The 23,308-nt window shown below is 72.1% G+C and carries 22 protein-coding genes and 1 pseudogene; 10 read left to right on the forward strand and 13 right to left on the reverse strand.

The genetic code is table 11. The features are described from left to right. Positions 1-38: 38 nt before the first annotated feature. The 3 genes from K1X13_RS03630 (at position 39) to K1X13_RS03640 (ending at position 3,549) form a co-directional block, all read left to right on the forward strand. Positions 39-1,109 (forward strand): PQQ-dependent sugar dehydrogenase, encoded by a 1,071-nt coding sequence (locus tag K1X13_RS03630; protein ID WP_221023650.1) that lies wholly within the window; start codon positions 39-41, stop codon positions 1,107-1,109. Between the two features lie 187 nt (positions 1,110-1,296). Beyond that, positions 1,297-2,304 (forward strand): LLM class flavin-dependent oxidoreductase, encoded by a 1,008-nt coding sequence (locus tag K1X13_RS03635; protein ID WP_221023651.1) that lies wholly within the window; start codon positions 1,297-1,299, stop codon positions 2,302-2,304. A 72-nt stretch (positions 2,305-2,376) separates the two neighbouring features. Further along, complete coding sequence (locus K1X13_RS03640; protein ID WP_221023652.1) at positions 2,377-3,549, forward strand: heparan-alpha-glucosaminide N-acetyltransferase domain-containing protein; 1,173 nt, start codon at positions 2,377-2,379, stop codon at positions 3,547-3,549. Positions 3,550-3,555: 6 nt separating this feature from the next. Here K1X13_RS03640 and purQ read toward each other — a convergent pair whose 3' ends face one another. From purQ to K1X13_RS03665, 5 genes are all read right to left on the reverse strand, one after another. Next, complete coding sequence (gene purQ, locus K1X13_RS03645) at positions 3,556-4,227, reverse strand: phosphoribosylformylglycinamidine synthase subunit PurQ (protein WP_221023653.1); 672 nt, start codon at positions 4,225-4,227, stop codon at positions 3,556-3,558. Next, positions 4,224-4,496 carry a phosphoribosylformylglycinamidine synthase subunit PurS gene (purS, locus tag K1X13_RS03650; RefSeq protein ID WP_221023654.1) on the reverse strand — a complete coding sequence of 91 codons (273 nt, stop codon included), beginning with the start codon at positions 4,494-4,496 and terminating at the stop codon, positions 4,224-4,226. Before purS ends, purQ begins: the two co-directional genes overlap by 4 nt. A 159-nt stretch (positions 4,497-4,655) precedes the next feature. Then, a complete protein-coding gene (locus K1X13_RS03655; RefSeq protein WP_221023655.1) occupies positions 4,656-6,203 on the reverse strand; it encodes a long-chain-fatty-acid--CoA ligase in 1,548 nt (515 codons plus the stop codon). Between the two features lie 21 nt (positions 6,204-6,224). Next, the gene (locus K1X13_RS03660) at positions 6,225-7,148 is read right to left on the reverse strand and encodes a phosphoribosylaminoimidazolesuccinocarboxamide synthase (protein ID WP_221023656.1); all 924 of its coding nucleotides are present in this window, start codon (positions 7,146-7,148) and stop codon (positions 6,225-6,227) included. Positions 7,149-7,249: 101 nt separating this feature from the next. Beyond that, positions 7,250-8,023, reverse strand: coding sequence for a hypothetical protein (locus tag K1X13_RS03665; protein ID WP_221023657.1), 774 nt, complete (start codon positions 8,021-8,023; stop codon positions 7,250-7,252). Between the two features lie 231 nt (positions 8,024-8,254). Here K1X13_RS03665 and K1X13_RS03670 point away from each other — a divergent pair, with 231 nt between their 5' ends. After that, entirely contained in the window at positions 8,255-8,860 is a 606-nt protein-coding gene (locus tag K1X13_RS03670) for a hypothetical protein (protein WP_221023658.1), read from the forward strand. A gap of 1 nt (position 8,861) precedes the next feature. Here K1X13_RS03670 and purB read toward each other — a convergent pair whose 3' ends face one another. From purB to K1X13_RS03685, 3 genes are read right to left on the reverse strand one after another with little or no spacing between them, the layout of a single operon-like run. Further along, positions 8,862-10,280 (reverse strand): adenylosuccinate lyase, encoded by a 1,419-nt coding sequence (gene purB, locus K1X13_RS03675; protein ID WP_221023659.1) that lies wholly within the window; start codon positions 10,278-10,280, stop codon positions 8,862-8,864. A gap of 34 nt (positions 10,281-10,314) precedes the next feature. Then, positions 10,315-11,553 (reverse strand): phosphoribosylamine--glycine ligase, encoded by a 1,239-nt coding sequence (purD, locus tag K1X13_RS03680; RefSeq protein ID WP_221023660.1) that lies wholly within the window; start codon positions 11,551-11,553, stop codon positions 10,315-10,317. 6 nt (positions 11,554-11,559) lie between these two features. Further along, on the reverse strand, positions 11,560-12,843 hold the full coding sequence (locus tag K1X13_RS03685) for an adenylosuccinate synthase (protein WP_221023661.1): 1,284 nt from the start codon (positions 12,841-12,843) through the stop codon (positions 11,560-11,562). 179 nt (positions 12,844-13,022) lie between these two features. Between K1X13_RS03685 and K1X13_RS03690 the strand changes: the two genes are divergently transcribed. Continuing rightward, the gene (locus tag K1X13_RS03690) at positions 13,023-13,922 is read left to right on the forward strand and encodes a diacylglycerol/lipid kinase family protein (RefSeq protein ID WP_308249374.1); all 900 of its coding nucleotides are present in this window, start codon (positions 13,023-13,025) and stop codon (positions 13,920-13,922) included. A 4-nt stretch (positions 13,923-13,926) separates the two neighbouring features. Here the strand turns inward: K1X13_RS03690 and K1X13_RS03695 are convergent, their stop codons facing one another. Both K1X13_RS03695 and K1X13_RS03700 read right to left on the reverse strand, forming a co-directional pair. Then, the gene (locus K1X13_RS03695; protein WP_221023662.1) at positions 13,927-14,922 is read right to left on the reverse strand and encodes a LuxR C-terminal-related transcriptional regulator; all 996 of its coding nucleotides are present in this window, start codon (positions 14,920-14,922) and stop codon (positions 13,927-13,929) included. A 212-nt stretch (positions 14,923-15,134) separates the two neighbouring features. Then, positions 15,135-15,554: a DUF3151 domain-containing protein gene (locus tag K1X13_RS03700; RefSeq protein ID WP_221023663.1), complete on the reverse strand. Its 420-nt coding sequence runs from the start codon at positions 15,552-15,554 to the stop codon at positions 15,135-15,137. A 25-nt stretch (positions 15,555-15,579) separates the two neighbouring features. On the opposite strand from K1X13_RS03700, the gene K1X13_RS03705 reads away from it, so the two are divergent. Beyond that, positions 15,580-17,181: a DHA2 family efflux MFS transporter permease subunit gene (locus K1X13_RS03705; RefSeq protein WP_308249375.1), complete on the forward strand. Its 1,602-nt coding sequence runs from the start codon at positions 15,580-15,582 to the stop codon at positions 17,179-17,181. Positions 17,182-17,215: 34 nt separating this feature from the next. Here the strand turns inward: K1X13_RS03705 and fbaA are convergent, their stop codons facing one another. Together fbaA and K1X13_RS03715 are read right to left on the reverse strand one after the other, a co-directional pair. Then, complete coding sequence (fbaA, locus tag K1X13_RS03710) at positions 17,216-18,250, reverse strand: class II fructose-bisphosphate aldolase (protein WP_221023664.1); 1,035 nt, start codon at positions 18,248-18,250, stop codon at positions 17,216-17,218. Positions 18,251-18,378: 128 nt separating this feature from the next. Further along, positions 18,379-19,647: pseudogene (locus tag K1X13_RS03715) on the reverse strand (PTS transporter subunit EIIC); the annotation flags it as partial. 106 nt (positions 19,648-19,753) lie between these two features. On the opposite strand from K1X13_RS03715, the gene K1X13_RS03720 reads away from it, so the two are divergent. Continuing rightward, positions 19,754-19,984, forward strand: a complete 231-nt coding sequence (locus tag K1X13_RS03720; protein WP_221023666.1) for a PTS sugar transporter subunit IIB — start codon at positions 19,754-19,756, stop codon at positions 19,982-19,984. Further along, a complete protein-coding gene (locus K1X13_RS03725; protein ID WP_221023667.1) occupies positions 19,984-20,436 on the forward strand; it encodes a PTS sugar transporter subunit IIA in 453 nt (150 codons plus the stop codon). Before K1X13_RS03720 ends, K1X13_RS03725 begins: the two co-directional genes overlap by 1 nt. Here the strand turns inward: K1X13_RS03725 and K1X13_RS03730 are convergent. After that, positions 20,433-21,071, reverse strand: a complete 639-nt coding sequence (locus K1X13_RS03730; protein WP_221024554.1) for a TrmH family RNA methyltransferase — start codon at positions 21,069-21,071, stop codon at positions 20,433-20,435. The two genes, K1X13_RS03725 and K1X13_RS03730, sit on opposite strands and share 4 nt — an antisense overlap. 158 nt (positions 21,072-21,229) lie before the next feature. Between K1X13_RS03730 and K1X13_RS03735 the strand changes: the two genes are divergently transcribed. Next, entirely contained in the window at positions 21,230-21,952 is a 723-nt protein-coding gene (locus K1X13_RS03735; protein ID WP_308249376.1) for a DedA family protein, read from the forward strand. Positions 21,953-21,965: 13 nt separating this feature from the next. Next, positions 21,966-23,306 (forward strand): MFS transporter, encoded by a 1,341-nt coding sequence (locus tag K1X13_RS03740; protein WP_221023668.1) that lies wholly within the window; start codon positions 21,966-21,968, stop codon positions 23,304-23,306. Positions 23,307-23,308 lie beyond the last annotated feature (2 nt).

The raw sequence follows: 23,308 nt of genomic DNA on the forward strand, positions 1-23,308 counted from the left end.
GCGCCGGAACCGCGGGGCCACGACGACGGGAAGACCACATGGACCGACGCACCCTCCTCAAGGCCGGGCTGGCGACCACTGCCGGAGGCATCCTCGTTCCCACCGCCGGGGCGCTCACCGCCCCCGCCGCCGCCGCGCCCAAGGTCACCAAGGTGCTCGCGCGCGACATCGACGTGCCGTGGGGCATCGCGTTCCTGCCCGGCGGGAACGCACTCGTGTCCGAGCGGGACACCGGCCGGATCCTCCGGGTGAAGAAGGACGGTGGGTTCCGCCCCGTCGGCCGCGTCCCCGGCGTGGTCTCCAACTCATCCTCCGGCGGGGAGGGCGGCCTGCTCGCGCTGGCGCTGCACCCGAACTTCCGCCGCAACAACTGGCTCTACGCCTACATGAGCACGCGCAACGACAACCGCGTGGTCCGGATGAAGTACGTCAACGGCAGGCTCGGCGACCCGAAGGTCGTGCTGCGCGGCATCCCGAAGGCCACCCACCACAACGGCGGCGGGCTCGCGTTCTCCCCCAGCGGCCACCTGTTCGTGGCCACCGGCGACGCCGAGAACAGCAGCGCCGCGCAGAACAGGAAGTCGCTGGCCGGCAAGATCCTCCGGATGACCCCGCGCGGCGAGGTGCCATCGGGCAACCCGTTCGGCAACTACACGTGGTCCTACGGCCACCGGAACCCCGAACAGATCACGTTCGACCCCCGCGGCCGGCTCTGGTCGAGCGAGTTCGGCGAGAAGGACAAGGACGAGCTGAACCGGATCGTCCGCGGCGGCAACTACGGCTGGCCGTACGTCGAGGGGAAGGACGGCTCCGGCGGCTACCGTGACCCGCTCGCCCAGTGGGACACCGACCAGTGCTCGCCGAGCGGCATCGCGATCCTCGGCGGCCGGGCCTGGCTCGGCGCGCTCCGGGGCGAGTGCGTCTACTCGGTCCGGATCTCCGGACCGAACCGCGGTCGCAAGGCGCGCTACTTCACCGGCGACCACGGCCGGATCCGGTCCGTGGCTGCGGCGCCCGACAACACGCTGTGGATCACCACGAGCAACCGCGACGGTCGCACCACGCCCGGGCCCAACGACGACAAGATCCTGCGGGTCCGTCTCGGCTGACGGCTCAGCCGCCGTTCGTCCCTGCGGCGTCCGTCCCCTCGGGGCGGGCGCCGTGCGAGCTCGTCGAGCTCCTCCGGGCTCGGAAACAGCATCCCCCGCTCCTTCGCCGGGCGACCCTGGCCGCCGTACCGCCGTTGCGCCACACCGTACCGGGAATGTCCCGTAGGTCCGGGCCGTTGCACCCTCAGTGACTTCCGCGAACGCCGTCCCGCTGTCCGTGCTCGACCTCTCCCCGATCCCCTCCGGGAGGCCGGCCTCGTCCGCGCTCCACGACACCATCGAGCTGGCGAAGGCCGCCGAGGCGTTCGGCTACGAGCGCTACTGGCTGGCCGAGCACCACAACATCCCGAGCGTGGCGAGCAGCGCGCCGATGGTGATGATCGCGGCCGTCGCCGCGGCCACCGCGACCATCCGGGTCGGCAGCGGCGGGATCATGCTCCCCAACCACGCGCCGCTCGCGGTCGCCGAGACGTTCCGCGTGCTCGAGGGGCTGCACCCCGGCCGGATCGACCTCGGCCTCGGCCGGGCACCCGGCACCGACCAGCTCACCGCCTACGCGCTGCGCCGCGGTCGTGAGGGCGGCGACGACTTCCCGCAGCAGATGTCGGAGATGCTCGCCTACGTCGACGGCTTCCCCGACGACCACCCGTTCAAGCCGCTCCGGGCGATCCCCGACGACGTCCCGCTGCCCCCGCTGTGGATCCTCGGCTCCAGCCTGTACGGCGGCCGGGCGGCGGCCGCCTTCGGCACCGGGTTCGCGTTCGCGGGGCACTTCGGCAGCGCCGACCCCGCCGAGGCGGTCGCGGGGTACCGGGAGAACTTCGAGCCGTCGGACCGGCTCGCGGAGCCCCGGGTGATGCTCGGCGTCGCGGCGATCACCGCCGAGACCGAGGCGCGCGCGGAGGCGCTGGCCCGTGCCAACGACCTGGCGATGGTCCGGCTCATGCAGAACAACCCCGGCCCGGTGCCCACGCCCGAGGAGGCGGAGGCCCACCCGTGGACGCCGCAGGAGCTGTCGCTCGCCGCGAGCCGGCGCGCGTTCACCAGCGTCGGCACGCCCGAGCAGGTCCGCGACGACCTGGAGCGGCGGCGCACCGAGGCCGGCGCGGACGAGCTGGTGATCACCACCCAGATCCACGACCCCGCCGAGCGCCGGCTGTCCTACGAGCTGATCGCGAAGGCCTACGGCATCTGACCCACCGCCTGACCGGACCGGACCCGGCGCGCGGCGCCCGGCCCGGCCGGCCCGTCCTGGCAGGATCGGGGCATGAAGCCGATCGTGCCCGCGGGACGAGTCGTCGGGCTCGACGCGGCCCGCGCGCTCGCCCTGCTGGGCATGATGGCCACCCACATCCTGGTCGGCGTGGACGCCGACGGGGTCACCCTCCCGCAGCAGATCGCGGGCGGCCGCGCGTCGGCGCTCTTCGCGGTCCTCGCCGGGGTGAGCCTGGCGCTGATGACCGGTGGGACCACGCCGCCGCAGGGACGCCGCCGGTTCGTGCTGTCGGCCGGCCTGGCGGTCCGCGCGCTGCTCGTGGCGCTGGTCGGGCTGCTGCTCGGCGAGGTCGACTCCGGCATCGCGGTGATCCTCACCTACTACGGGCTGCTGTTCCTGCTCGGCCTGCCGTTCCTCGGCCTCCGCACCCGGCCGCTGGTGGTCCTCGCGGGCGTGTGGCTGCTCGTCGTACCGGTGCTCTCCCACCTGCTCCGCCCGCACCTGCCGCCGCCGTCGTACGCCAGCCCGAGCTTCGCCTCGCTGGCCGACCCGGCGCAGCTGCTCGGCGAGCTCGCGTTCACCGGCTACTACCCGGCGGTGCCGTGGCTGGCCTACCTGCTCGCGGGCCTCGCGGTCGGCCGGCTCGACCTGCGCCGGTCCGGTACGGCGGGCACGCTGGTGGTCTGGGGAGCGGTGCTGGCCGTGGTCAGCGCGCTGGTGTCGCGGGCGCTGCTCGACCGGCCCGGGGTGATGGGCACGCTCGGCGAGACGTTCACCGGGCCGGGGCTCCAGGCCACGACGGCGACGACGCTCGAGCACGGGCTCTACGGCACCACGCCGACCGGGAACTGGTGGTGGCTCGCGGTGCGCGCCCCGCACACCGCCACACCGTTCGACCTCGCGCACTCGATCGGGTCCGCGCTGGTCGTGGTCGGGGTCTGCCTGGTCGCGGGACGGCTGCTGCCCACGGTGCTCGCCGTGGCGCTTGGGGCGGGCGCGATGACGCTCACGCTCTACACCGCGCACGTCGCGCTCCGCGCCCCCGGCCTGTGGGACGGCGACGACATGGAGACCTACCTGGCCCAGGCCGCGGCGGCGCTCGCGGTCGGGGCGCTCTACCGGCTCGGACGGCGGCGCGGGCCGCTGGAGGAGGTGCTGGCGCGGGCGAGCGCCGGCACCCAGCGGGCGCTGACGCCGCGGCCGTCGGTGCGGACCCGGGCGTGAGCCCGGTCAGGCGTCGACGAGGGACCGCAGGACCGAGGTGAAGAACCCGAGCCCGTCGGTGCCGGGACCGCAGAGGTCCTCGATCGCGTGCTCCGGGTGCGGCATCAGGCCGACCACGTTGCCGCGCTCGTTGCTGATCCCGGCGATGTCGCGCAGCGAGCCGTTCGGGTTCCCGTCGAGGTAGCGCGCCACCACCCGGCCCTCACCCTCGAGCGCGTCGAGGGTCCGCTCGTCGGCGACGTACCCGCCCTCGCCGTTCTTGAGGACGATGCTGACCTCGGCGTTCTCGGCGTAGTCGGAGGTCCACGGGGTGCGGTTGTTCTCGATCCGGAGCCGCTGGTCGCGGCAGACGAACCTGCGGTGGTCGTTGCGGATCAGCGCGCCGGGGAGCAGGTGCGACTCGCACAGGATCTGGAAGCCGTTGCAGATGCCGAGCACCGGCAGGCCCTGCCGGGCGGCCGCGACGACCTCGGTCATCACCGGGGAGAACCGGGAGATCGCGCCGCAGCGCAGGTAGTCGCCGTAGGAGAAGCCGCCGGGCAGGACGACCGCGTCGACCTCGCGCAGGTCGTGGTCGGCGTGCCAGAGCGCGACCGGTTCACCGCCGGCGAAGGTGACCGCACGGCGGGCGTCGACGTCGTCGAGCGAGCCGGGGAAGGTCACGACGCCGATCCTCACTGCTCGTCGTCCTCGTCGTCGGCGAACTCCTCGACGTAGACCGAGAAGTCCTCGATCACGGGGTTGGAGAGCAGCTTCTCGGCGATCTCGTGCACCTCGGCGAGGCGCTCGTCGGTGAGCTCACCGTCGACCTCGAGCTCGAAGCGCTTCCCCTGGCGCACGTCGCTGATCCCGGCGAAGCCGAGGCGCGGCAACGCACCCTGCACGGCCTTCCCCTGGGGGTCGAGGATCTCGGGCTTGAGCATGACGTCGACGACGACACGGGCCACGGGAGGCTCCTAGGTAGGTCGGTGGCGAGAACCGGCGGCCACAGTCTAGACGGGGCGCAGGTACGTCGCCGCGCGGGCACGGTGCGCGAGACCGCGCCCGCCCGGTGCCGTACGACGGGCCGTTCCGGGGCCTCGGAGGGCCTCGGAACGGCCCTCCGGTCAGCTCAGCTCGCGCTTGAGGATCTTCCCGGTCGCGGTCATCGGCAGCGTGGGCGCGAACTCGATGACCCGCGGGTACTTGTAGTTCGCCATCTGCTCCTTCGCCCAGCCGCGCAGCTCGTCCTCGGTGACCGTCGCGCCGTCGTTGAGGATGATGAACGCCTTGATCTCCTCGCCGTGGCTCTCGTCCGGGATCCCCACGACGGCCGCGAGCGAGACCGCCTCGTGGGTCATCAGGACCTCCTCGATCTCGCGCGGGTACACGTTGTAGCCGCCGCGGATGATCATGTCCTTGGCCCGGTCGACGATGTAGTAGTAGCCGTCCTCGTCGCGTCGGGCGAGGTCGCCGGAGCGGAACCAGCCGTCCTTCATCACCTCGGTGGTCGCCTCGGGCCGGTTGTAGTAGCCCTTCATGATGTTGTGCCCGCGCATCGCGATCTCGCCGACCTCGTCCGCGCCCTCGATGGTCTTCCACTCGGGGTCGATGAGCTTGCACTCCACGCCCCAGATCGGGATGCCGATCGAGCCGGGACGCGGCTCGCGGTCGGGGTCGCTGAAGGTGGCCACCGGCGAGGTCTCGGAGAGCCCGTAGCCCTCGAGGATCTGCACGTGGAAGCGCTCCTTGAACGACTTGATGATCTCCACCGGGAGGCTGGCGCCGCCGCAGACGGAGATCCGCAGGTTCGCCGCGATCCGGTCCACGTCGACGTCGTCGGTGAGGGCGCCGAGCAGGCCCCAGTACATCGTCGGCACGCCGGCGAAGAAGGTGATGTCCTCCTTCTGCATCAGGTCCACGACCTGCTTGGCGTCGAAGCGGGGCACCAGCACGAGGGTGGCGGCGTTGGAGAAGCCGGCGTTCATCTGCACGCTCGACCCGAAGGAGTGGAACAGCGGCAGCGTGAGCAGGTGCGTGTCGCCGGCCGGGCGCGACCCGAACAGCCGGTTGCAGGTGAGCGCGTTCATCACCAGGTTGGAGTGCGACAGCTCCGCGCCCTTGGGCTGCCCCGTCGTACCGCTCGTGTAGAGGATGACCGCGCCGTCGGTCTCCTGGGTCTGCACCGCCTCGAACACCGGGGACTGGTCCCTCAGCGCCTGCCCGAGGGTCTCGGTGCCCTCGACCGGGGACGGCGCCGCGGGGTCGGCGGTGACCATGAAGAACTGCTCGCAGCCGTCGGCCTGCTCGAAGCCGGCGTGGCCCTCCGTGCCCATCGGCAGGTCGGCGGTGCCCTGGAAGCAGAAGTAGGCCTTCGCCTCGGAGTCGCCGAGGTGGTAGGCGATCTCGCGGCCCTTGAGCAGCACGTTCAGCGGGACGACGACCGCACCGGCCTTGAGGATCCCGTAGTAGAGGATCGGGAAGTAGGGCAGGTTCGGGCAGGACAGCGCCACCTTGTCGCCGGGCCGGATGCCGCGCGAGACGAGCAGGTTCGCGGCCTGGTTGGCGGCGCCGTTCACCTGGGCGTAGGTGAGCCGGGTGTCGCCGAGCACGACGGCCTCCCGGTCGGGGTACCTGCGGGCGCTGTCTTCCAGGAAGATCGAGAGGTTGAGCACGGGTGACTCCTTCGCGGCGGTTTACCTGGCGGTGGGGGTGAACTGCTGTCCGGTGAGGCGTTCGTAGGCCTCGATGTACTTCGCGCGGGTGCGCTCGACGACCTCGGCGGGCAGGGCGGGCGGCTTCTGGCCCGAGCTCTTGTCCCAGGCGCTCTCGGGCGAGGTCAGCCAGTTGCGGACGATCTGCTTGTCGAACGAGGGCTGCGTGCGCCCCGGCTCCCAGTCGTCGGCCGGCCAGAAGCGCGACGAGTCGGGGGTGAGCACCTCGTCGCCGAGGACCACCGTGCCGTCTGGCCGGGTGCCGAACTCGAGCTTGGTGTCGGCCAGGATGATCCCGCGCTCCCGCGCGACCTGCTCGGCCCGCCAGTAGACGGTGAGGGTGAGGTCGCGCAGCACGGCGGCGGTGTCCTCCCCGACCGTCCGCGCCACGGCGTCGTACGACACGTTCTCGTCGTGGTCGCCGACGGCGGCCTTCGTGGCGGGGGTGAAGATCGGCGCTGGCAGCCGGCTGCCGTCGACCAGGCCGGGAGGCAGCGCGACGCCGCACACCTCGCCGGTGCTGCGGTAGTCCGCGAGCCCGGACCCGGTCAGGTAGCCGCGGGCCACGCACTCCACCGGGAACATGTCGAGCGCCTCGCAGACGACCGCGCGGCCGCGGACGGACTCGGGTACGTCGGTCGACACGATGTGGTTGGGGACCAGGTCGGCGAGCTGGTCGAACCACCACAGCGACATCTGGGTGAGGATGGCGCCCTTGTCGGGGATCACCGAGTCGAGCACGAAGTCGTAGGCCGAGATCCGGTCCGAGGCGACCATCAGCAGCCGGCCGTCCTCGAGGCGGTAGAGGTCGCGCACCTTGCCGGAGTGCAGGTGCCGCGCGCCGGGGATCTCGGGCGCTGCGGGGATGCCGAGGTCGGGTCCACTGCTCGGGGAGGCGGCACTCATGGCGTGATCCTACGCACCCCGTGACCACCGACGACCCCGAGGCGCAGGAGCGGCCGGTCGGGGTCGTCGGTGGCAGGTGAGGTCTCGATGGACCTGCCGGGTCAGCCTCGGCTCGAGGTCTGCACCTTCATGTAGTCGATGAGGATGCGCTCCCGGCCGGACGTGCCCCGGGGCATGTGCTTCTCGGAGACCTCCTGCTGGAGGACGACGCGACGCAGGGCGTGCGGGAGCGTCGTGCTGTTGCCCCGGTACTTCCACACGAGCTCGCCGTCGCGGAAGACCACGATCGTGTCGTCGGGCCGGTGGGCGAAGCGCCAGCGGTGCCACTTGGTCACGTCCACCTTGTGCTCGCGGTAGAGCTGCTTGCCGTCGGCGTAGTGCAGGAACGTGGTGGCGCTGTTGAGGGAGGAGCCCTCGTTGTAGTTCTCCTCGCCCTCGTAGGACTCGTAGGCGTCGTCGTGGACCCAGCGCATCGGGATGTTGCGGTGGGACTGCACGCCGTCGCTGTCCACGCGGTAGCGGATCGTGATGGCCTGGAACCTGCCCTCGAAGCCCTTGAGCGAGGCACCGCCGGTGTACCAGGCCGCGCCGTCGTCACCGCTCCTGCGGTACTTCATGAGCAGGACGAGGTGCCCGTTGCCGTCGAGGTAGAAGTGGTCCGGCCGGGCGTAGTTCTGGACACCGGAGCCGTACGGGCCGTCGTAGCGGGCCCAGGCGGGATGCAGCTTGGAGCCGCCGAACCCGTCCTTGTAGACGGTGCGCCAGGACCAGCCGCTCGACGACGAGGACGCGGCCGGGGCCACGGCGGCGGGGGCGAGGGCTGCGATGAGGGCCATCAGGACGACGGCCAGCGCCGCACGGAAGGTTGCGGTCATGGAAACTCCAGGAAGATCTTGAAGCGGGGGACGGGCGCAGTTTTCCCCAAGAAAGTCCGAAACACTCCATGCTGTCCCCCAAACGACCGATCGGCGCTCTTCGGCCGGTTCGTGCGCGGGCGCCCGAATCGCACCGATGTGGGTCAGCGGGCACCCAGGCAACCGGGTCGCCACCGGGGCCGGTTTCCTCCCTTTGACCCGGGCGGCGCGGCCGGATGGCAGGCTGGGGCCATGCCTGAGTCAGCCGAAGAGGTCTACGCCCGCGTCGTCGCCCGGGTCGGCGAGGACGGCCGGTTGCCCATGCCGCCCAGCCACGAGTGGGACGTCTTCCCGTGGGAGGGTGAGATGGTCCCCAAGGTCGTCGCGCCGCCGGTTGCCGCGGAGGAGCCCCGGTGGGGTGAGGGCGACAAGCCCTGCTCGTGCCGCGAGGGCGAGCCGCAGAACATGATCTGGCGCAACGAGCGCTGGTGGGTGACGTCCACCGACAGGCCCGGTGGGCTGCCGCTGGTCCTGACCCTGCACCCGGTCGAGCACCTGGACTTCTCCGACCTGGACGACGACCTCGCCGCCGAGTACGGCAGGGTGTCGAACTGGCTGCACCGGATCATGGCGAACCTGCCGAACATCGGCCGCGTCCACGTGTGCAAGTGGGGGGACGGCGGGTCGCACATGCACGTCTGGTTCATCGCCCGGACCGCGCGGATGCCCCACATCCTCGGCAGCATGGCGATCGAGTGGAACGACATGCTGCCGCCGGTCCCCGAGGACATCTGGCGCGCCGACCTGCACGAGGTGGCCCGCAAGCTGGCCACCCACGACGGCAAGGCCCTCGTCTGAGCTAGAGGATCGCGCCCGGGGTGTACGCCGCGGCCTCGGGGTAGCGGTGCGCGACCTCGTCGATGCGCCGTACGACGGCCTCCACCTGGCTCACGGCCGCACCGGTGAAGGTGATCGGCTCGGCGACGAGCGAGTCGAGCTGCTCCTTGGTGAGCCCGAGGCGCGGGTCGGCGGCGAGGCGGTCGAACACGTCGTTCTCGGCCGCACCCTGGCGCATCTCGAGGGCCACGCCGACCGCGGCCTCCTTGATCGCCTCGTGCGCGGTCTCCCGGCCGACCCCGTTGCGCACCGCGGCCATCAGCACCTTGGTGGTGGCCAGGAACGGCAGGTAGCGGTCGAGCTCGCGCTGGATCACCGCGGGGAACGCACCGAACTCGTCGAGCACGGTGAGGAAGGTCTGGAACAGCCCGTCGGCGGCGAAGAACGCGTCGGGCAACGCCACCCGGCGTACGACGGAGCAGGAGACGTCGCCCTCGTTCCACTGGTCCCCGGCGAGCTCGCCGACCATGGACAGGTAGCCGCGCAGGATCACCGCGAGGCCGTTCACGCGCTCGCAGGAGCGGGTGTTCATCTTGTGCGGCATCGCCGAGGAGCCGACCTGGCCCTCCTTGAACCCCTCGGTGACCAGCTCGATGCCGGCCATCAGCCGGATCGTCGTGGCGAGGTTCGACGGTCCGGCGACCACCTGCACCAGCGCGGAGACCACGTCGAAGTCGAGCGAGCGGGGGTAGACCTGGCCCACGGAGGTGAGCACGTGGTCGAAGCCGAGGTGCGCGGCGACCCGCTGCTCGAGGGCCGCGAGCTTGTCGGCGTCCCCGTCGAGGAGGTCGAGCATGTCCTGGGCGGTACCGACCGGGCCCTTGATGCCACGCAGCGGGTAGCGCGTGAGCAGCTCCTCGAGCCGGGCCAGCGCGACGAGCATCTCGTCGGCGACGGTCGCGAACCGCTTGCCGAGGGTGGTGGCCTGGGCCGCGACGTTGTGGGACCGGCCGGCCATCACCGTCGCCTCGTGCTCGGAGGCCAGCCGGCCGAGCCGCGCGAGCGCCGCGACGACCCGGGCGCGGACGAGCTCGAGCGACGCCCGGACCTGGAGCTGCTCGACGTTCTCGGTGAGGTCGCGCGAGGTCATCCCCTTGTGGATGTGCTCGTGGCCGGCGAGCGCGCAGAACTCCTCGATGCGCGCCTTCACGTCGTGTCGGGTCACCCGCTCCCGCGCCGCGATCGAGGCGAGGTCGACCTGGTCGACGACCTTCTCGTAGGCCTCGACGACACCGTCCGGGAGGGCGATCCCAAGGTCCTTCTGCGCCTTGAGGACCGCGATCCACAGCTGGCGCTCGAGGACGATCTTGTGCTCGGGCGACCAGATCTGCGCGAGGTCGGCGCCGGCGTACCGGTTGGCGAGGACGTTGGGGATGGACACGGGCGTTGTCTCCTCTTGCTCCTGCGGCGGCGGGTCAGATGCCGGCGGCGATGTCGGTGCGGTGGTGGCTGCCGTCGATGCGGATCTTCGCGACCGCGTCGTAAGCCCGGGTGCGGGCGTCCGCGACGTCGGAGCCGACCGCGGTGACCGCGAGCACCCGTCCGCCGGCGGTGACGAGCGCGCCGTCGTCGGCGCGGGCGGTGCCGGCGTGGATCACGTCGATCCCGTCGACCCGGTCGGCGTCCATCAGCCCGTGGATGACGTCCCCGGTGCGCGGCGTCCCGGGGTAGTTGTGCGAGGCGACGACGACCGCGACCGCAGCCCCGTCGCGCCACCGGGGCGCGGCCACCCCGTCCAGGGTGCCGCGGGCGGCGGCGCGCAGCAGCACCCCGAGGGGCGAGTCGAGCAGCGCCATCAGCGGCTGCGTCTCCGGGTCGCCGAAACGGGCGTTGAACTCGATCACCCGCACCCCGCGCCCGGTCAGCGCGAGCCCGGCGTAGAGCAGCCCGGAGAACGGCGTGCCCCGGCGGGCCATCTCGTCGACGGTCGGCTGCAGCACCCGCGCGGTGACCTCCTCGACGAGGCCCTCGGGCGCCCACGGCAGCGGGGTGTACGCCCCCATGCCGCCGGTGTTCGGCCCGCTGTCCCCGTCTCCGGCCCGCTTGAAGTCCTGCGCGGGCTGGAGGGGTACGACGGTCGTGCCGTCGGTGATCGCGAACAGCGACACCTCGGGCCCGTCGAGGAACTCCTCGACCACGACCCGCTCGCACTGGGCGGCGTGCGCGAGCGCGGCCTCCCGGTCGTCGGTGACCACGACGCCCTTGCCGGCGGCGAGACCGTCGTCCTTCACCACGTACGGCGGCCCGAACGCGTCGAGCGCGGCCGCGGCCTCCTCCGGTGTCGTGCAGACATGGGCCATCGCCGTGGGGACGTCGGCCGCCGCCATCACCTCCTTGGCGAACGCCTTGGAGCCCTCCAGCTGCGCGGCCTCCCTCGAGGGGCCGAAGCAGTCGATGCCCCGGGCGCGGACGGCGTCGGCGACGCCCGCGACGAGCGGTGCCTCCGGACCCACCACGACCAGGTCGGCGCCGAGGCGCTCGGCGAGGTCGGCGACCGCCGTACCGTCGAGCGGGTCCACGTCGTGCAGCTCGGCGACGCCCGCGATGCCCGGGTTGCCCGGCGCGGCGTGCACCTCGGTGACCTCGGGGTCGCGGGACAGGGCGAGGGCGAGCGCGTGCTCACGACCTCCGGTGCCGATGACGAGCGTCTTCACCGGCGGTCAGCTCCCGTCACGCAGGATCACGGTCTGCTCGCGGCCGGGGCCGACGCCGACCGCCCAGAACGGGGCACCCGACATCTCCTCCAGCGCACGCACGTAGATCTGCGCGTTCTTCGGCAGCTCCTCGAACGTGCGGCAGTGCGAGATGTCCTCGTTCCAGCCGTCGAAGAACTCGTAGACCGGCTTGGCGTGGTGGAACTCCGACTGCGTCATCGGCATCTCGTCGTGGCGGACGCCGTCGACCTCGTAGGCCACGCAGACCGGGATCCGCTCCCAGGCGCCGAGGATGTCGAGCTTGGTGAGGCAGAACTCGGTGAGGCCGTTCACCCGCGCGGCGTAGCGGGCGATGACCGCGTCGTACCAGCCGCAGCGGCGCTCGCGGCCGGTGGTGGTGCCGAACTCCGCGCCGATCTGGCGCAGCTGCTCGCCGTCCTCGTCGAACAGCTCGGTCGGGAACGGCCCGGCGCCGACGCGGGTCGTGTAGGCCTTGACGACGCCGATCACCCGGTCGATCCGGGTGGGGCCGACGCCGACGCCGGCGCAGACGCCGCCGGCGGTCGGGTTGCTGGAGGTGACGAACGGGTAGGTGCCGTGGTCGACGTCGAGCATGGTCGCCTGGGCGCCCTCGAACAGCACGGTCTTGTCCTCGTCGAGGGCGGCGTTGATCACCCGGGAGGTGTCGGCGACCAGCGGCTTGATGTCGTCGGCGTAGGCCGCGATCTCCTCGAGGACCGCGTCCACCTCGATCGCGCGGCGGTTGTAGACCTTCACGAGCAGGTGGTTCTTCTGCTCCAGCGCCGCCTCGATCTTCTGGGTGAGGATCTTCTCGTCGAAGATGTCGGCGACCCGGATCCCCATCCGGTTGATCTTGTCGGCGTACGTCGGGCCGATGCCGCGCCCGGTCGTGCCGATCTGGTTCTTGCCGAGGAAGCGCTCCGTGACCTTGTCGATCGTCGTGTGGTACGACGTGATCAGGTGCGCGTTGCTCGAGAGCAGCAGGCGGGAGGTGTCCACGCCGCGCTCGTTGAGCCCGCGGATCTCCTTCAACAGGACCGCCGCGTCCACCACGACACCGTTGCCGATGACGGGGGTGACCCCGGGGGTCAGGATGCCCGACGGCAGCAGGTGCAACGCGAACTTCTCGCCGTCGATGACGATGGTGTGGCCGGCGTTGTTCCCGCCCTGGTACCTCACGCAATAATCAAGCGTGGCACCGAGCTGGTCGGTCGCCTTGCCCTTTCCCTCATCGCCCCACTGGGCGCCGACAAGGACAATCGCGGGCATGGGAAGCACCCCTCTCGCTGGCCGACGGGTCGGCTTCGGCTCTGGGCCGAGACCGACCCCGGGCAGATGGCCGGGGCGACACGGCCAGACAACAAAGAAGCCCCGGAAGTGCAACAGCACCGGGGCTCTTGCGACAGAACTTTATCAGAGCCGCTGGGGCGGGCTGTAGTGTCCGAGGCGTGGACCCCCTTCTCCTGATCACCAACTCCGAGGCGGGCACGACCGACGCCGAGAACGTCCAGAAGGCCCTCGCCGTCCTCCGCGAGGCGACGGACGTGGAGGTCGCCTCGACGTCCAACCCGGGCGAGCTCGACGGCGTCCTGCACCGCCGCGGCGGCCGTCGGGTGGTGGTGGCCGGGGGCGACGGCAGCATCCACGCCGTGGTCGCGGCGCTGCACCGGCGCCAGGAGCTGAAGGACACCGTCGTGGGCCTGATCCCGCTCGGCACCGGCAACGACTTCGCCCGTGGCCTCGACATCCCCCTCGACCCCGAGGAGGCGGCGCGCCTCGTCATCGAGGGCGAGGTCCGCCCGGTGGACCTGCTGGTGGACTGCGTCGGCGAGGTCGTGGTGAACAACGTGCACGTGGGCGTCGGCGCCCAGGCCAGCCGCAAGGCGCACAAGTGGAAGAAGCGTCTCGGCAACGTCCGGCTGGGCCGGCTCGGCTACCCGATCGGGGCGGCGCTGGCCGCGGTCAACCCGCCCTTCGTCCGGCTGCGGGTCGAGGTGGACGGCCAGGAGGTCGCCGACTTCGCACACCCGGTCCTCATGGTCGCGGTCGGCAACGGCCCCAACGTGGGCGGCGGCACCGCGATCACCCCGGAGGCGAACCCCGAGGACGGCAAGGTGGACGTGATGATCTCCTACGCGATCGGCCCCTTCGCCCGCGTCGGCTACGCGTTCAAGTTCCGCAAGGGCGAGCACCACGAGCGCGAGGACGTCCGCTACGTGCGCGGCTCCTCGGTGTCGATCTCCGGGCAGACGTTCTACTGCAGCGCCGACGGCGAGGTGTACGGCCCCGAGCGGCACCGGACCTGGCACGTGGAGCGGGGCGCCTACTCCATGGTCCTGCCCCGCTGAGGGTTCACAGCCACCCGCGCCGTACCGCCTCCACCCCCGCCTGGAAGCGGGACTCGACGCCCAGCTCGTCCATGATGTCCGACACCCGCCGCCGCACCGTGCGCAGGCTGAGGCCCAGCGCGCGGGCGATCTGCTCGTCCTTGGCCCCGCCGGCCAGCTGGTGGAGCAGCAGCCGTCGATGGTCGGGGGCGGCCGGGCCGTCCGCGTCGTCGTCGAGACCCGGCACGGGCACCGCGCGCTCCCACAGCAGCTCGAACAGTGCGGTGAACGCCCCGATCACGGAGTGCTCACGCACGACGAGCCGGCGACTCGTGCGCTCGCCCCACCGGTCCGGGATCAGCGCGGCCGTGGTGCCCATGACCGAGAGCCGGCAGGGGACGGAGGCAAGGATCCGGACGTGCTCGCCCGCCTCGGCCCGGGCGCGGACCACCTCGGGGGCCAGCTCGAGGGCTCGCGCGGGGTAGATCGCCCGGGACGTCCGACCACCCTTCACCAGCTGCCGCACCCAGTCGTCGATCTCGGTGGTGACGGGCAGCCGCCACTGGTCCGGCCGTAGCCAGAGCAGGTCGCCGGTGGAGGCGTCCGAGAGGCTCCGGATCAGCGCGACCACGTCTCCGCCCTCGGTCGCCTGGATGTCGACCGGCTTCTGCACGTGGCTCTGCGCGGCGAGGTGGTCGGCCATCAGCGACGGCAGCATCGCGCGGACCGCCTCGAGCTGGGCGGCCGCGCCCTGCAGGCGCCGGGCCTCATCGGTGACCAGTCGCCCGAGTGCCTCGTCCGGGGAGACCGGTTCGACCCGGCCGCCCGCGACCGCGAGCATCCCGGCGGAGCCGAGGCGCGCCAGGGTGCGCCCGGTGTCGGCGCCGGAGAGGCCGAGCAGCTCCGCGACCTCCTGCACCGTGGCACCCGGCCGGGAGAGCAGGAGACGGTAGGTCACCTCGTCGTCGGGCTGCAGCCCGAGGAAGGTCAGGGGTGAGGTCGTTCCGCCGTTCGCCGCCATGATTGGCAGGATAGTGCCAGTGGCACTAAACGGTCAGCATGTACGAGGGGTTCGCTGTCATTCTTCTGATGGCGAAGGACTGCGGGCCTACGGGGGCAACGCGGGTTCAGGGTCCAAGCCCGTCGAAGCGCCGGAATCGCAGCAGGGGACGATTCCGGCGCTTCGCCTGTTCCAGGCGAAGCCGCGACTCGGCGTCGCGCGGAGTCCCGGGCTCAGCCGCCGAGCAGCGCGTCGTACGCCGCCGGGCTGGAGTCGCGCAGGAACTCCGAGCACCGCGCCGCCTCGGGGGCCTCCCCGATCCGGTCCGCGGCCGTGGCCAGCGCGGCGAGCGCCCGCAGGAACCCGCGGTTCGGCTCGTGCTCCCACGGCACCGGGCCGTGTCCCTTCCAGCCGTTGCGGCGCAGCAGGTCGAGGCTGCGGTGGTAGCCGACCCGGGCGTAGGCGTAGGCGGTCACGTCGTCCACGCCACCGTCCGCGAGCGCGGCCTCGGCCAGCGTCGCCCAGGCGAGCGGCGAGTCCGGGTGCGACCTGACCACGTCCGCGGCCGGGGTGCCGAGGGCGAGCTCCGCCGCCGCGGGGTCCTCGGGAAGGTGGGTGGGGGGCGGTCCTGCCATCAGGTCGTTGAAGGTCATGTGGCCATTGTGCCTACCCTGCAGTGTGAGCCCTTCGCACCCCGGGGGCGCGACCTCCACCGGGGGCGCGGGCCCCCTTCCGGGAACGGCCGCCGCCGCTGCGGCGGACGCCGCGGCCGCCGGACCCCACGCCCGCCCCTGGGCGGCGCTGTGGGCGCTCTGCCTCGGCTTCTTCATGATCCTGGTGGACTCCACGATCGTGTCCGTGGCCACCCCGGCCCTGATGCAGGCCCTGGGGGCGGGGGTCAGCGAGGTCGTGTGGGTGACCAGTGCCTACCTGCTCGCCTACGCGGTCCCGCTGCTGATCACCGGGCGGCTCGGCGACCGGTTCGGTCCGAAGAACCTCTACCTCGCCGGGCTGACGGTCTTCACCGTCTCCTCGGCGTGGTGCGGGCTCACCTCGTCCATCGAGCCGCTGGTCGTGGCGCGGGTCTTCCAGGGGCTCGGCGCCGCGATGATGAGCCCCCAGACGATGGCGGTGATCACCCGGGTCTTCCCGGCCACCAAGCGCGGGCAGGCGATGGGCGCGTGGGGCGCCGTGGCCGGGGTGGCCACCCTGGTCGGCCCGGTGCTCGGGGGCGTGCTCGTGGACAGCCTCGGCTGGGAGTGGATCTTCTTCGTCAACGTCCCCGTCGGTGTGGTCGGCCTGGTCCTCGCGTGGCGGCTCGTCCCCACCCTCCCGACGCACAGCCACTCCTTCGACCTGCTCGGCGTCGCGCTCGGCGGTGTCGGCATGTTCTGCGTCGTGTTCGGGATCCAGGAGGGCCGGACCTACGACTGGGGGACGGTGGTCGGTCCGGTCACCGTGTGGGGGCTGATCGGCACGGGCGTGGCGGTGCTCGCGCTCTTCGTGCTCTGGCAGGCGCGCAACCGGCGGGAGCCGCTGGTGCCGCTCAGCCTGTTCGGCGACCGCAACTTCTCGCTGGCCAACCTCGCGATCACCACCGTGGGCTTCGCGATCACCGCGATGACCTTCCCGCTGATGCTGTACGCGCAGACCGTGCGCGGGATGAGCCCCACCCAGGCCGCGCTGCTGCTCGCCCCGATGGCGGTGATCTCCGGCGTGCTCGCGCCGTTCGTGGGCCGGCTCGTGGACCGGGTGCACCCGCGGTACGTCGCCGGGGTGGGTCTGCTCGCGTTCCCGGTGGCGCTGGTCTGGCTGAGCGCGGTGATGTCCCCCGGGTCCGCCGCCTGGCAGCTGCTGCTCCCGGTCGCGCTGCTCGGCGTCGCCAACGGCTTCATGTGGTCGCCGCTGAGCACCACCGCCACCCGCAACCTGCCGATGCGGTACGCCGGCGCGGGCGCGGGGGTCTACAACACCACCCGCCAGGTCGGGGCCGTGCTCGGCAGCGCCTCGATCGCCGCGCTGATGTCGTCGCGCCTCGACGCGCTGCTCCCCGGCGGTGCGCCCGTCGCCGGTGAGGGCCCGTCGGCCGGTCAGGCGCTGCCGGCCGCCCTGCACGAGGGGTTCGCCAGCGCGATGGCCCAGTCGATGCTGCTGCCGGCCGCCGTACTCGTGGTCGGCTGGGTCGCGGTCCTCTGCTTCGCGACCCCGCGGCACCTCCGGGCCGACCCCGGGAACGACACAGCCGGCCGGGAGGCGTCCGAGGACGTCCCGGCCGGCTGAGCGGCGTTCGTGACCCGGCGACGGGTCGCAGGGGTCAGGCGGAGAGCGAGTGCCCGGTGCTGCGCAGGTTCTCGCAGGCCTCGAGGACCCGGGCGGCCATCCCGGCCTCGGCGGCCTTGCCCCAGGCACGCGGGTCGTACTGCTTCTTGTTGCCGACCTCGCCGTCGACCTTCAGCACGCCGTCGTAGTGGGTGAACATGTGACCGGCGACCGGGCGCGTGAAGGCGTACTGGGTGTCGGTGTCGACGTTCATCTTCACCACGCCGTAGTCGACCGCGGCACCGATCTCCTCGGCGGTGGAGCCGGACCCGCCGTGGAAGACCAGGTCGAACGGCCGGGAGCCGGGCTCGAGCCCGAGCTTCTCGACCACGGCCTCCTGGGCGTGCTTGAGGATCTCCGGGCGGAGCTTGACGTTGCCGGGCTTGTAGACGCCGTGCACGTTGCCGAAGGTCAGCGCGGTCAGGTAGCGCCCCTTCTCACCGGTGCCGAGCGCCTCGACGGTGGCCAGCGCGTCGCCGGGGGTGGTGTAGAGCTTCTCGTCGATGGCGCCGACGACGCCGTCCTCCTCGCCACCCACGACGCCCACCTCGATCTCGAGGATGATGTGCGCGGCGGCGGCCTTCTCGAGGAGCTCCGCGGCGATCTTCAGGTTCTCCTCGAGCGGCACGGCCGACCCGTCCCACATGTGCGACTGGAACAGCGGGGCCTGCCCGTTCCTGACCCGCTCCGCGGAGACCTCGAGCAGCGGGCGGACGAACCCGTCCAGCTTGTTCTGCGGGCAGTGGTCGGTGTGCAGGGCGACGTTGACCGGGTAGTTCTTGGCCACCTCGGCCGCGTAGGCGGCGAAGGCCAGCGAGCCGGTGACCATGTTCTTGACGTTGGGCCCGGAGAGGTACTCCGCGCCCCCGGTCGAGATCTGGATGATGCCGTCGCTGCCCGCGTCGGTGAATCCCTGCAGGGCGGCGTTGAGGGTCTGCGAGGACGAGACGTTGATCGCCGGGAAGGCGAACGACTCGCGCTTCGCCTTGTCGAGCATCTCCGCGTAGACCTCGGGGGTCGCGATGGGCATCGGGGCATCTCCTGTGTCGGACGGCTGGGACGCGGCCGGTCGCCCGGCCTCCACGCTGCCACTCTAGAAGGCGGCCGAGCCCACCCGCGAGCCCCTGCGCGGATTGGCTCCGGTCAGTCGCGTCCGACGTCGTCCACGTCGTCGCCGCGGCCGGGCGTGGCCAGGTCGAACCGGCGGATCGCGAACCGGAACAGCAGGTAGTAGACCGCGGCGTAGCCGAGCCCGATCGGCACCAGCCACAGGGGCTGCGTCGCCGTGGTGAAGTTGAGCGCGTAGTCGATGAACCCGGCCGAGAACCCGAAGCCGTCCTTGATGCCGAGCGCGTTCACCAGCGCCAGCGAGGTGCCGGTGAGGACGGCGTGGATCAGGTACAGCGGCCACGCGACGAACATGAACGCGAACTCCAGCGGCTCGGTGACCCCGGTCAGGAACGACGCGAGCGCCCCGGAGAGCATCACGCCGCCGACCAGCTTGCGCCGCCCGGGAGCCGCCTCGTGGTAGATCGCGAGCGCCGCGGCGGGCAGCGCGAACATCATGATCGGGAAGAAGCCCGTCATGAAGCTGCCGGCGGTCGGGTCCCCGCCGAGGAACCGGGCGATGTCCCCGTGCACGACCGCCCCGCTCGGCGTCTCGTAGCTCCCCACCACGAACCACGGGACGGAGTTGAGGAGGTGGTGCAGCCCGAACGGGATCAGCAGCCGGTTCGCGACGCCGTACGCGCCGGCGCCCACGATGTCGTGCTGCACCAGCCAGCCGCCGAAGGCCTCGAGGCCCCGGTCGAAGGCGGGGTAGGCGAAGGACAGGAGCACCGCGAGCGCCAGGCCGGCGTTCGCGGTGAGGATCGGGACGAACCTGCGTCCGCCGAAGAACGCGAGGTAGGGAGGCAGCCTGATCCGGTGGTAGCGCTGCCACAGCAGCGCGGAGATGACGCCGACCAGGATCCCGCCGAACACCCCGTAGTCGACGGTCTCCCCCGCGGCGACGTCGTCGGCGGCCAGCACGTACGGCGACATGGCGTCGGCGACCCCGCCGAACACCAGGTAGCCGACCACGGCCGCGAGGGCGGTCGAGCCGTCGGAGCGGCGGGCGAACCCGACCGCGACGCCGACCGCGAAGAGGAGCCCGAGATTGGTGAAGAGCACCCCGCCGGCCGCGGCCAGGACGGCGGCCACCGGCTCGAGCCAGGGCCAGTACGTGGCCAGCGCGAGCCCGGAGTCGCCCGCGCCGAGCATGTCGGGCTGGCCGAGCCGGAGCAGCAGCGCCGCCACGGGGAGCGCGGCGATCGGGAGCATCAGGCTGCGGCCCAGCCGCTGGAGGACACCGAGGCTCGCCCGTCCCGCGGAGCCCGACCGGGTCGGTCGGTCCTCGGTCGCGCCGGCGCTCTCTGCCTCGGCCATCACTCCCCCGTTCGGTGTTCGTCCCTTTGAGGCTGGTTTCCCCGACTCCGGGTGTCAAGCGCGGCGCGCAGCGCCGTACCTTCGCCCCCAGTGGTTCAATGCCTTCATGAGCCAAGCAGAGCAGATCATCGCGGGTCTCGGCGGCCGGGCCAACATCGTCGAGATCGAGGCCTGCATCACGCGCCTGCGCACCGAGGTGGCCGACGCGGCGCTGGTCGACACGACGATGCTCAAGGCGGCCGGGGTGCACGGCGTGATGCGGACCGGGTCCTGGGTGCAGGTCGTGGTGGGGCCCGAGGCGGACACGATCGCGAGCGATATCGAGGACCTCCTCTGATGCTCCGGGTCCTGTCGCCGGTGGCGGGCCACAGCCTCGCCGTCCGCGACATCCCCGACCCGGTCTTCGCCAAGGGACTGGTCGGCCCCGGCGTGGCGATCCGTCCCCGCGACGGCACCCAGACCGCGGTCGCCCCGATCTCCGGGACGCTGGCCAAGCTCCACCCCCACGCGTTCGTGGTCGTGGACGAGGAGGGCCACGCGGTGCTCGTGCACCTCGGCGTCGACACCGTGCACATGCAGGGTGAGGGGTTCCACCTGATCGCCCACGAGCGGGACCACGTGCGCGCCGGCGACGAGGTGGTCAGCTGGGACCCCGCCTACGTCGAGCGCACCGGCCGCTCCACGGTGTGCGCGGTGGTGGTCCTCGACTGCGACCCCGTCACCGTCGACAAGCAGGCGGTCGGCGTGGACGTCGACACCCAGGAGCTGCTGTTCGAGGTGGACTGCTAGCCGCGCCAGGAGTGCTCGGCGGCGAGGTCGGCGTGCTGCCGGACCCAGGTGTGCATCGCGATCGCCGCGGCCGCGGAGGCGTTGATCGACCGGGTCGACCCGAACTGCGCGATGGAGAAGGTGCCGTCGCACGCCTCGCGCGCCTGCTCCGAGAGCCCCGGCCCCTCCTGCCCGAAGAGCAGCGCGCACCGTCGGGGCAGCTCCATCGCCTCGATCGACCGCGAGCCGGGCAGGTTGTCGACGCCGAGCAGCACCACGCCCTGGTCGTGGAGGTACCCCGCGAGGTCCTCGGGCGTCTCGTGGTGCCGGATGTGCTGGTACCGGTCGGTGACCATGGCGCCGCGCCGGTTCCAGCGGCGCCTGCCGACGATGTGCACCTCGCGGGCGAGGAACGCGTTGGCCGTGCGCACGATGGTCCCGATGTTGAAGTCGTGCTGCCAGTTCTCGATGGCCACGTGGAAGTCGTGGCGGCGGGTGTCGAGGTCGGCGACGATCGCCTCGAGGGTCCAGTACCGGTACCGGTCCACGACGTTGCGCCGGTCCCCCTCGGCGAGCAGCCGCTCGTCGTACTGCTCCCCCTCCGGCCAGGCGCCCACCCAGGGGCCGACGCCCACCTCGGCGGGGCCGTGCGGCATCGGGTCGTACGGCGCGCGCCGCTCGTCGCTCTCGGCGGTCTGGGCGGCCTCCGGGCTCTCGGCAGCGGGGGTCTCGGGCACGCGACGATGCTAGGCCAGGCCGGGTGAGCCGCCGACGGCCGCCGGAAGCGCTCGACCCCGCCGGTTAGGCTGTGCCGGTGACTGATCTCCTGCCGATGCTCGTCCACGTCCAGCTGCTGGGCATCGACTGGCTCGACCCCGAGAAGCTCTTGACGGCGATGGACCCCTACGCGTTCTGGGGTCTGCTGTTCATCATCTTCGCCGAGTGCGGGCTGTTCGCGCTCCTCCCGGGCGACTCGCTGCTGTTCGTCGCCGGGCTCTTCATCGCCAACCAGTGGATCAGCACCCCGATCTGGCTGGCCTGCATCCTGATCTCGGTCGCCGCCTGGCTGGGCAACGTCGTGGGTTACGGCATCGGCTACAAGATCGGGCCCGCGCTGTTCAGCAAGCCCGACGCGCGGCTGTTCAAGCAGGAGTACGTCGACAAGACCTACGCGTTCTTCGACCGGTACGGCAACCGCGCCATCGTGCTCGCGCGCTTCGTCCCGATCGTGCGCACCTTCATCACCATGGCCGCCGGCGTCGGCCGGATGCCGTTCACGCGCTTCGCGACCTACTCCGCGATCGGCGCGGTGCTCTGGGGCACCGGCATCACGCTGCTCGGCTTCTGGCTCGGGAACATCTCCTTCATCAAGGACAACATCGACCTGATCGCTCTGCTGATCGTCTTCGTCTCGATCATCCCCATGATCGTCGAGGTGCTCCGCGAACGCTCGCGGAAGCGCGACGAGCGGTACGACGAGCCGCACGAGCGGGCCACCGTCGAGCGCGAGGACATCCGCCGCGACACCAACGGCTGACCCCGACACGCGCATGACGACCTCGGTGGGCCCCGCGCTCAGCAGGAGCCAGCGGCTGGACCGCCTCCCGTTCACCCGCCGGCACGGCCGGCTCGTCGTCGGGTCGGGGGCCGGCTGGGCCCTCGACGCCATGGACGTCGGGCTGATCAGCTTCGTGATGGCGGCGCTCGCCGCTCAGTGGGGTCTCGACGACACCACGCTCTCCCTGGTCGGCTCGATCGGCTTCGCCGGGATGGCCGTCGGGGCCGGGCTCGGCGGGCTCCTCGCGGACCGGGTCGGACGCCGCCAGGTCTTCGCCGTCACCCTGCTCGTCTACGGCCTCGCCACGGGCGCGGCCGCCCTGTCCTGGTCGGTGGCCTCGCTGCTGGTCTTCCGCTTCGTGATCGGCCTCGGGCTCGGCGCCGAGCTGCCGGTCGCCGCCACCCTGGTCAGCGAGTTCGCCCCGGCCCGGATCCGCGGCCGGGTCGTGGTCGCGCTCGAGTCGTTCTGGGCGGTCGGCTGGGTGCTGGCGGCGCTGATCGGCTACCTCGTCGTCCCCACCTCGGACTCCGGCTGGCGCTGGGCGCTCGCGCTGGGCGCCGTACCCGCCGTCTACGCCGCCGTCGTCCGGTTCGGCCTGCCCGAGTCGGTCCGCTTCCTCGAGCTGCGCGGCCGCGACGCCGAGGCGGAGGCGGTGGTCCGGCGGTTCGAGGAGTCCGCCGGGGTCACCCCACCGGTCGAGCCCGTGACCGCGACCCACGCCGCGGCACCCGCGCCCGGGCCGGCGGCACTGTGGCAGGCGGGCACCCGGCTGCGCACCGCGAGCCTGTGGGCGGTCTGGTTCGGGGTGAACTTCTCGTACTACGGCGCGTTCATCTGGCTGCCGTCGCTGCTGGTGGCCTCCGGCCTCGACCTGGTCCGCTCGTTCGGCTACACGCTCGTGATCACGCTGGCGCAGCTGCCCGGCTACGCGCTCGCCGCGGTGCTGGTGGAGGTCTGGGGACGGCGGCCGACCCTCTCGGTGTTCCTGGCCGGGTCGGCGGGCTCCGCCGTCGTCTTCGGCACCGCCGACAGCACGACGACGATGGTGGCCGTCGGGATGGCGCTGTCGTTCTTCAACCTGGGCGCCTGGGGCGCGCTGTACGCCGTCACGCCCGAGGTCTACCCGACCGCGATGCGGGCGACCGGGTCCGGCTGGGCCGCCGGGTTCGGCCGGATCGCGTCGATCCTGGCCCCGCTGTCCGTGCCCCTGCTGAGCGAGGGCGGCGACAACGTGCTCGTCTTCACGGTGTTCGCCGGGTTCTTCCTGCTCGCCGCGGGGGCGGCCTGGGGCCTCCCCGAGCGCCGGGGCGAGTCGATGGACGCCCCGGTCTGACG

This window comes from Nocardioides jiangsuensis (genome assembly GCF_019679455.1).
Classification (GTDB): Bacteria; Actinomycetota; Actinomycetes; order Propionibacteriales; family Nocardioidaceae; genus Nocardioides_C; species Nocardioides_C jiangsuensis.

What these genes read in the sequence shown, in the direction of transcription:
- K1X13_RS03665 (WP_221023657.1), bottom strand. Translation starts at nt 8,023, where the DNA reads ATGACCGCAACCTTCCGTGCGGCGCTGGCCGTCGTCCTGATGGCCCTC.
- K1X13_RS03730 (WP_221024554.1), bottom strand. Translation starts at nt 21,071, where the DNA reads ATGCCGCACGGCCCCGCCGAGGTGGGCGTCGGCCCCTGGGTGGGCGCC.
- K1X13_RS03725 (WP_221023667.1), top strand. Translation starts at nt 19,984, where the DNA reads ATGCTCCGGGTCCTGTCGCCGGTGGCGGGCCACAGCCTCGCCGTCCGC.
- K1X13_RS03670 (WP_221023658.1), top strand. Translation starts at nt 8,255, where the DNA reads ATGCCTGAGTCAGCCGAAGAGGTCTACGCCCGCGTCGTCGCCCGGGTC.
- K1X13_RS03700 (WP_221023663.1), bottom strand. Translation starts at nt 15,554, where the DNA reads ATGACCTTCAACGACCTGATGGCAGGACCGCCCCCCACCCACCTTCCC.
- K1X13_RS03695 (WP_221023662.1), bottom strand. Translation starts at nt 14,922, where the DNA reads ATGGCGGCGAACGGCGGAACGACCTCACCCCTGACCTTCCTCGGGCTG.
- K1X13_RS03685 (WP_221023661.1), bottom strand. Translation starts at nt 12,843, where the DNA reads ATGCCCGCGATTGTCCTTGTCGGCGCCCAGTGGGGCGATGAGGGAAAG.
- K1X13_RS03630 (WP_221023650.1), top strand. Translation starts at nt 39, where the DNA reads ATGGACCGACGCACCCTCCTCAAGGCCGGGCTGGCGACCACTGCCGGA.
- K1X13_RS03640 (WP_221023652.1), top strand. Translation starts at nt 2,377, where the DNA reads ATGAAGCCGATCGTGCCCGCGGGACGAGTCGTCGGGCTCGACGCGGCC.
- fbaA (WP_221023664.1), bottom strand. Translation starts at nt 18,250, where the DNA reads ATGCCCATCGCGACCCCCGAGGTCTACGCGGAGATGCTCGACAAGGCG.
- K1X13_RS03720 (WP_221023666.1), top strand. Translation starts at nt 19,754, where the DNA reads ATGAGCCAAGCAGAGCAGATCATCGCGGGTCTCGGCGGCCGGGCCAAC.
- K1X13_RS03740 (WP_221023668.1), top strand. Translation starts at nt 21,966, where the DNA reads ATGACGACCTCGGTGGGCCCCGCGCTCAGCAGGAGCCAGCGGCTGGAC.
- K1X13_RS03660 (WP_221023656.1), bottom strand. Translation starts at nt 7,148, where the DNA reads ATGAGTGCCGCCTCCCCGAGCAGTGGACCCGACCTCGGCATCCCCGCA.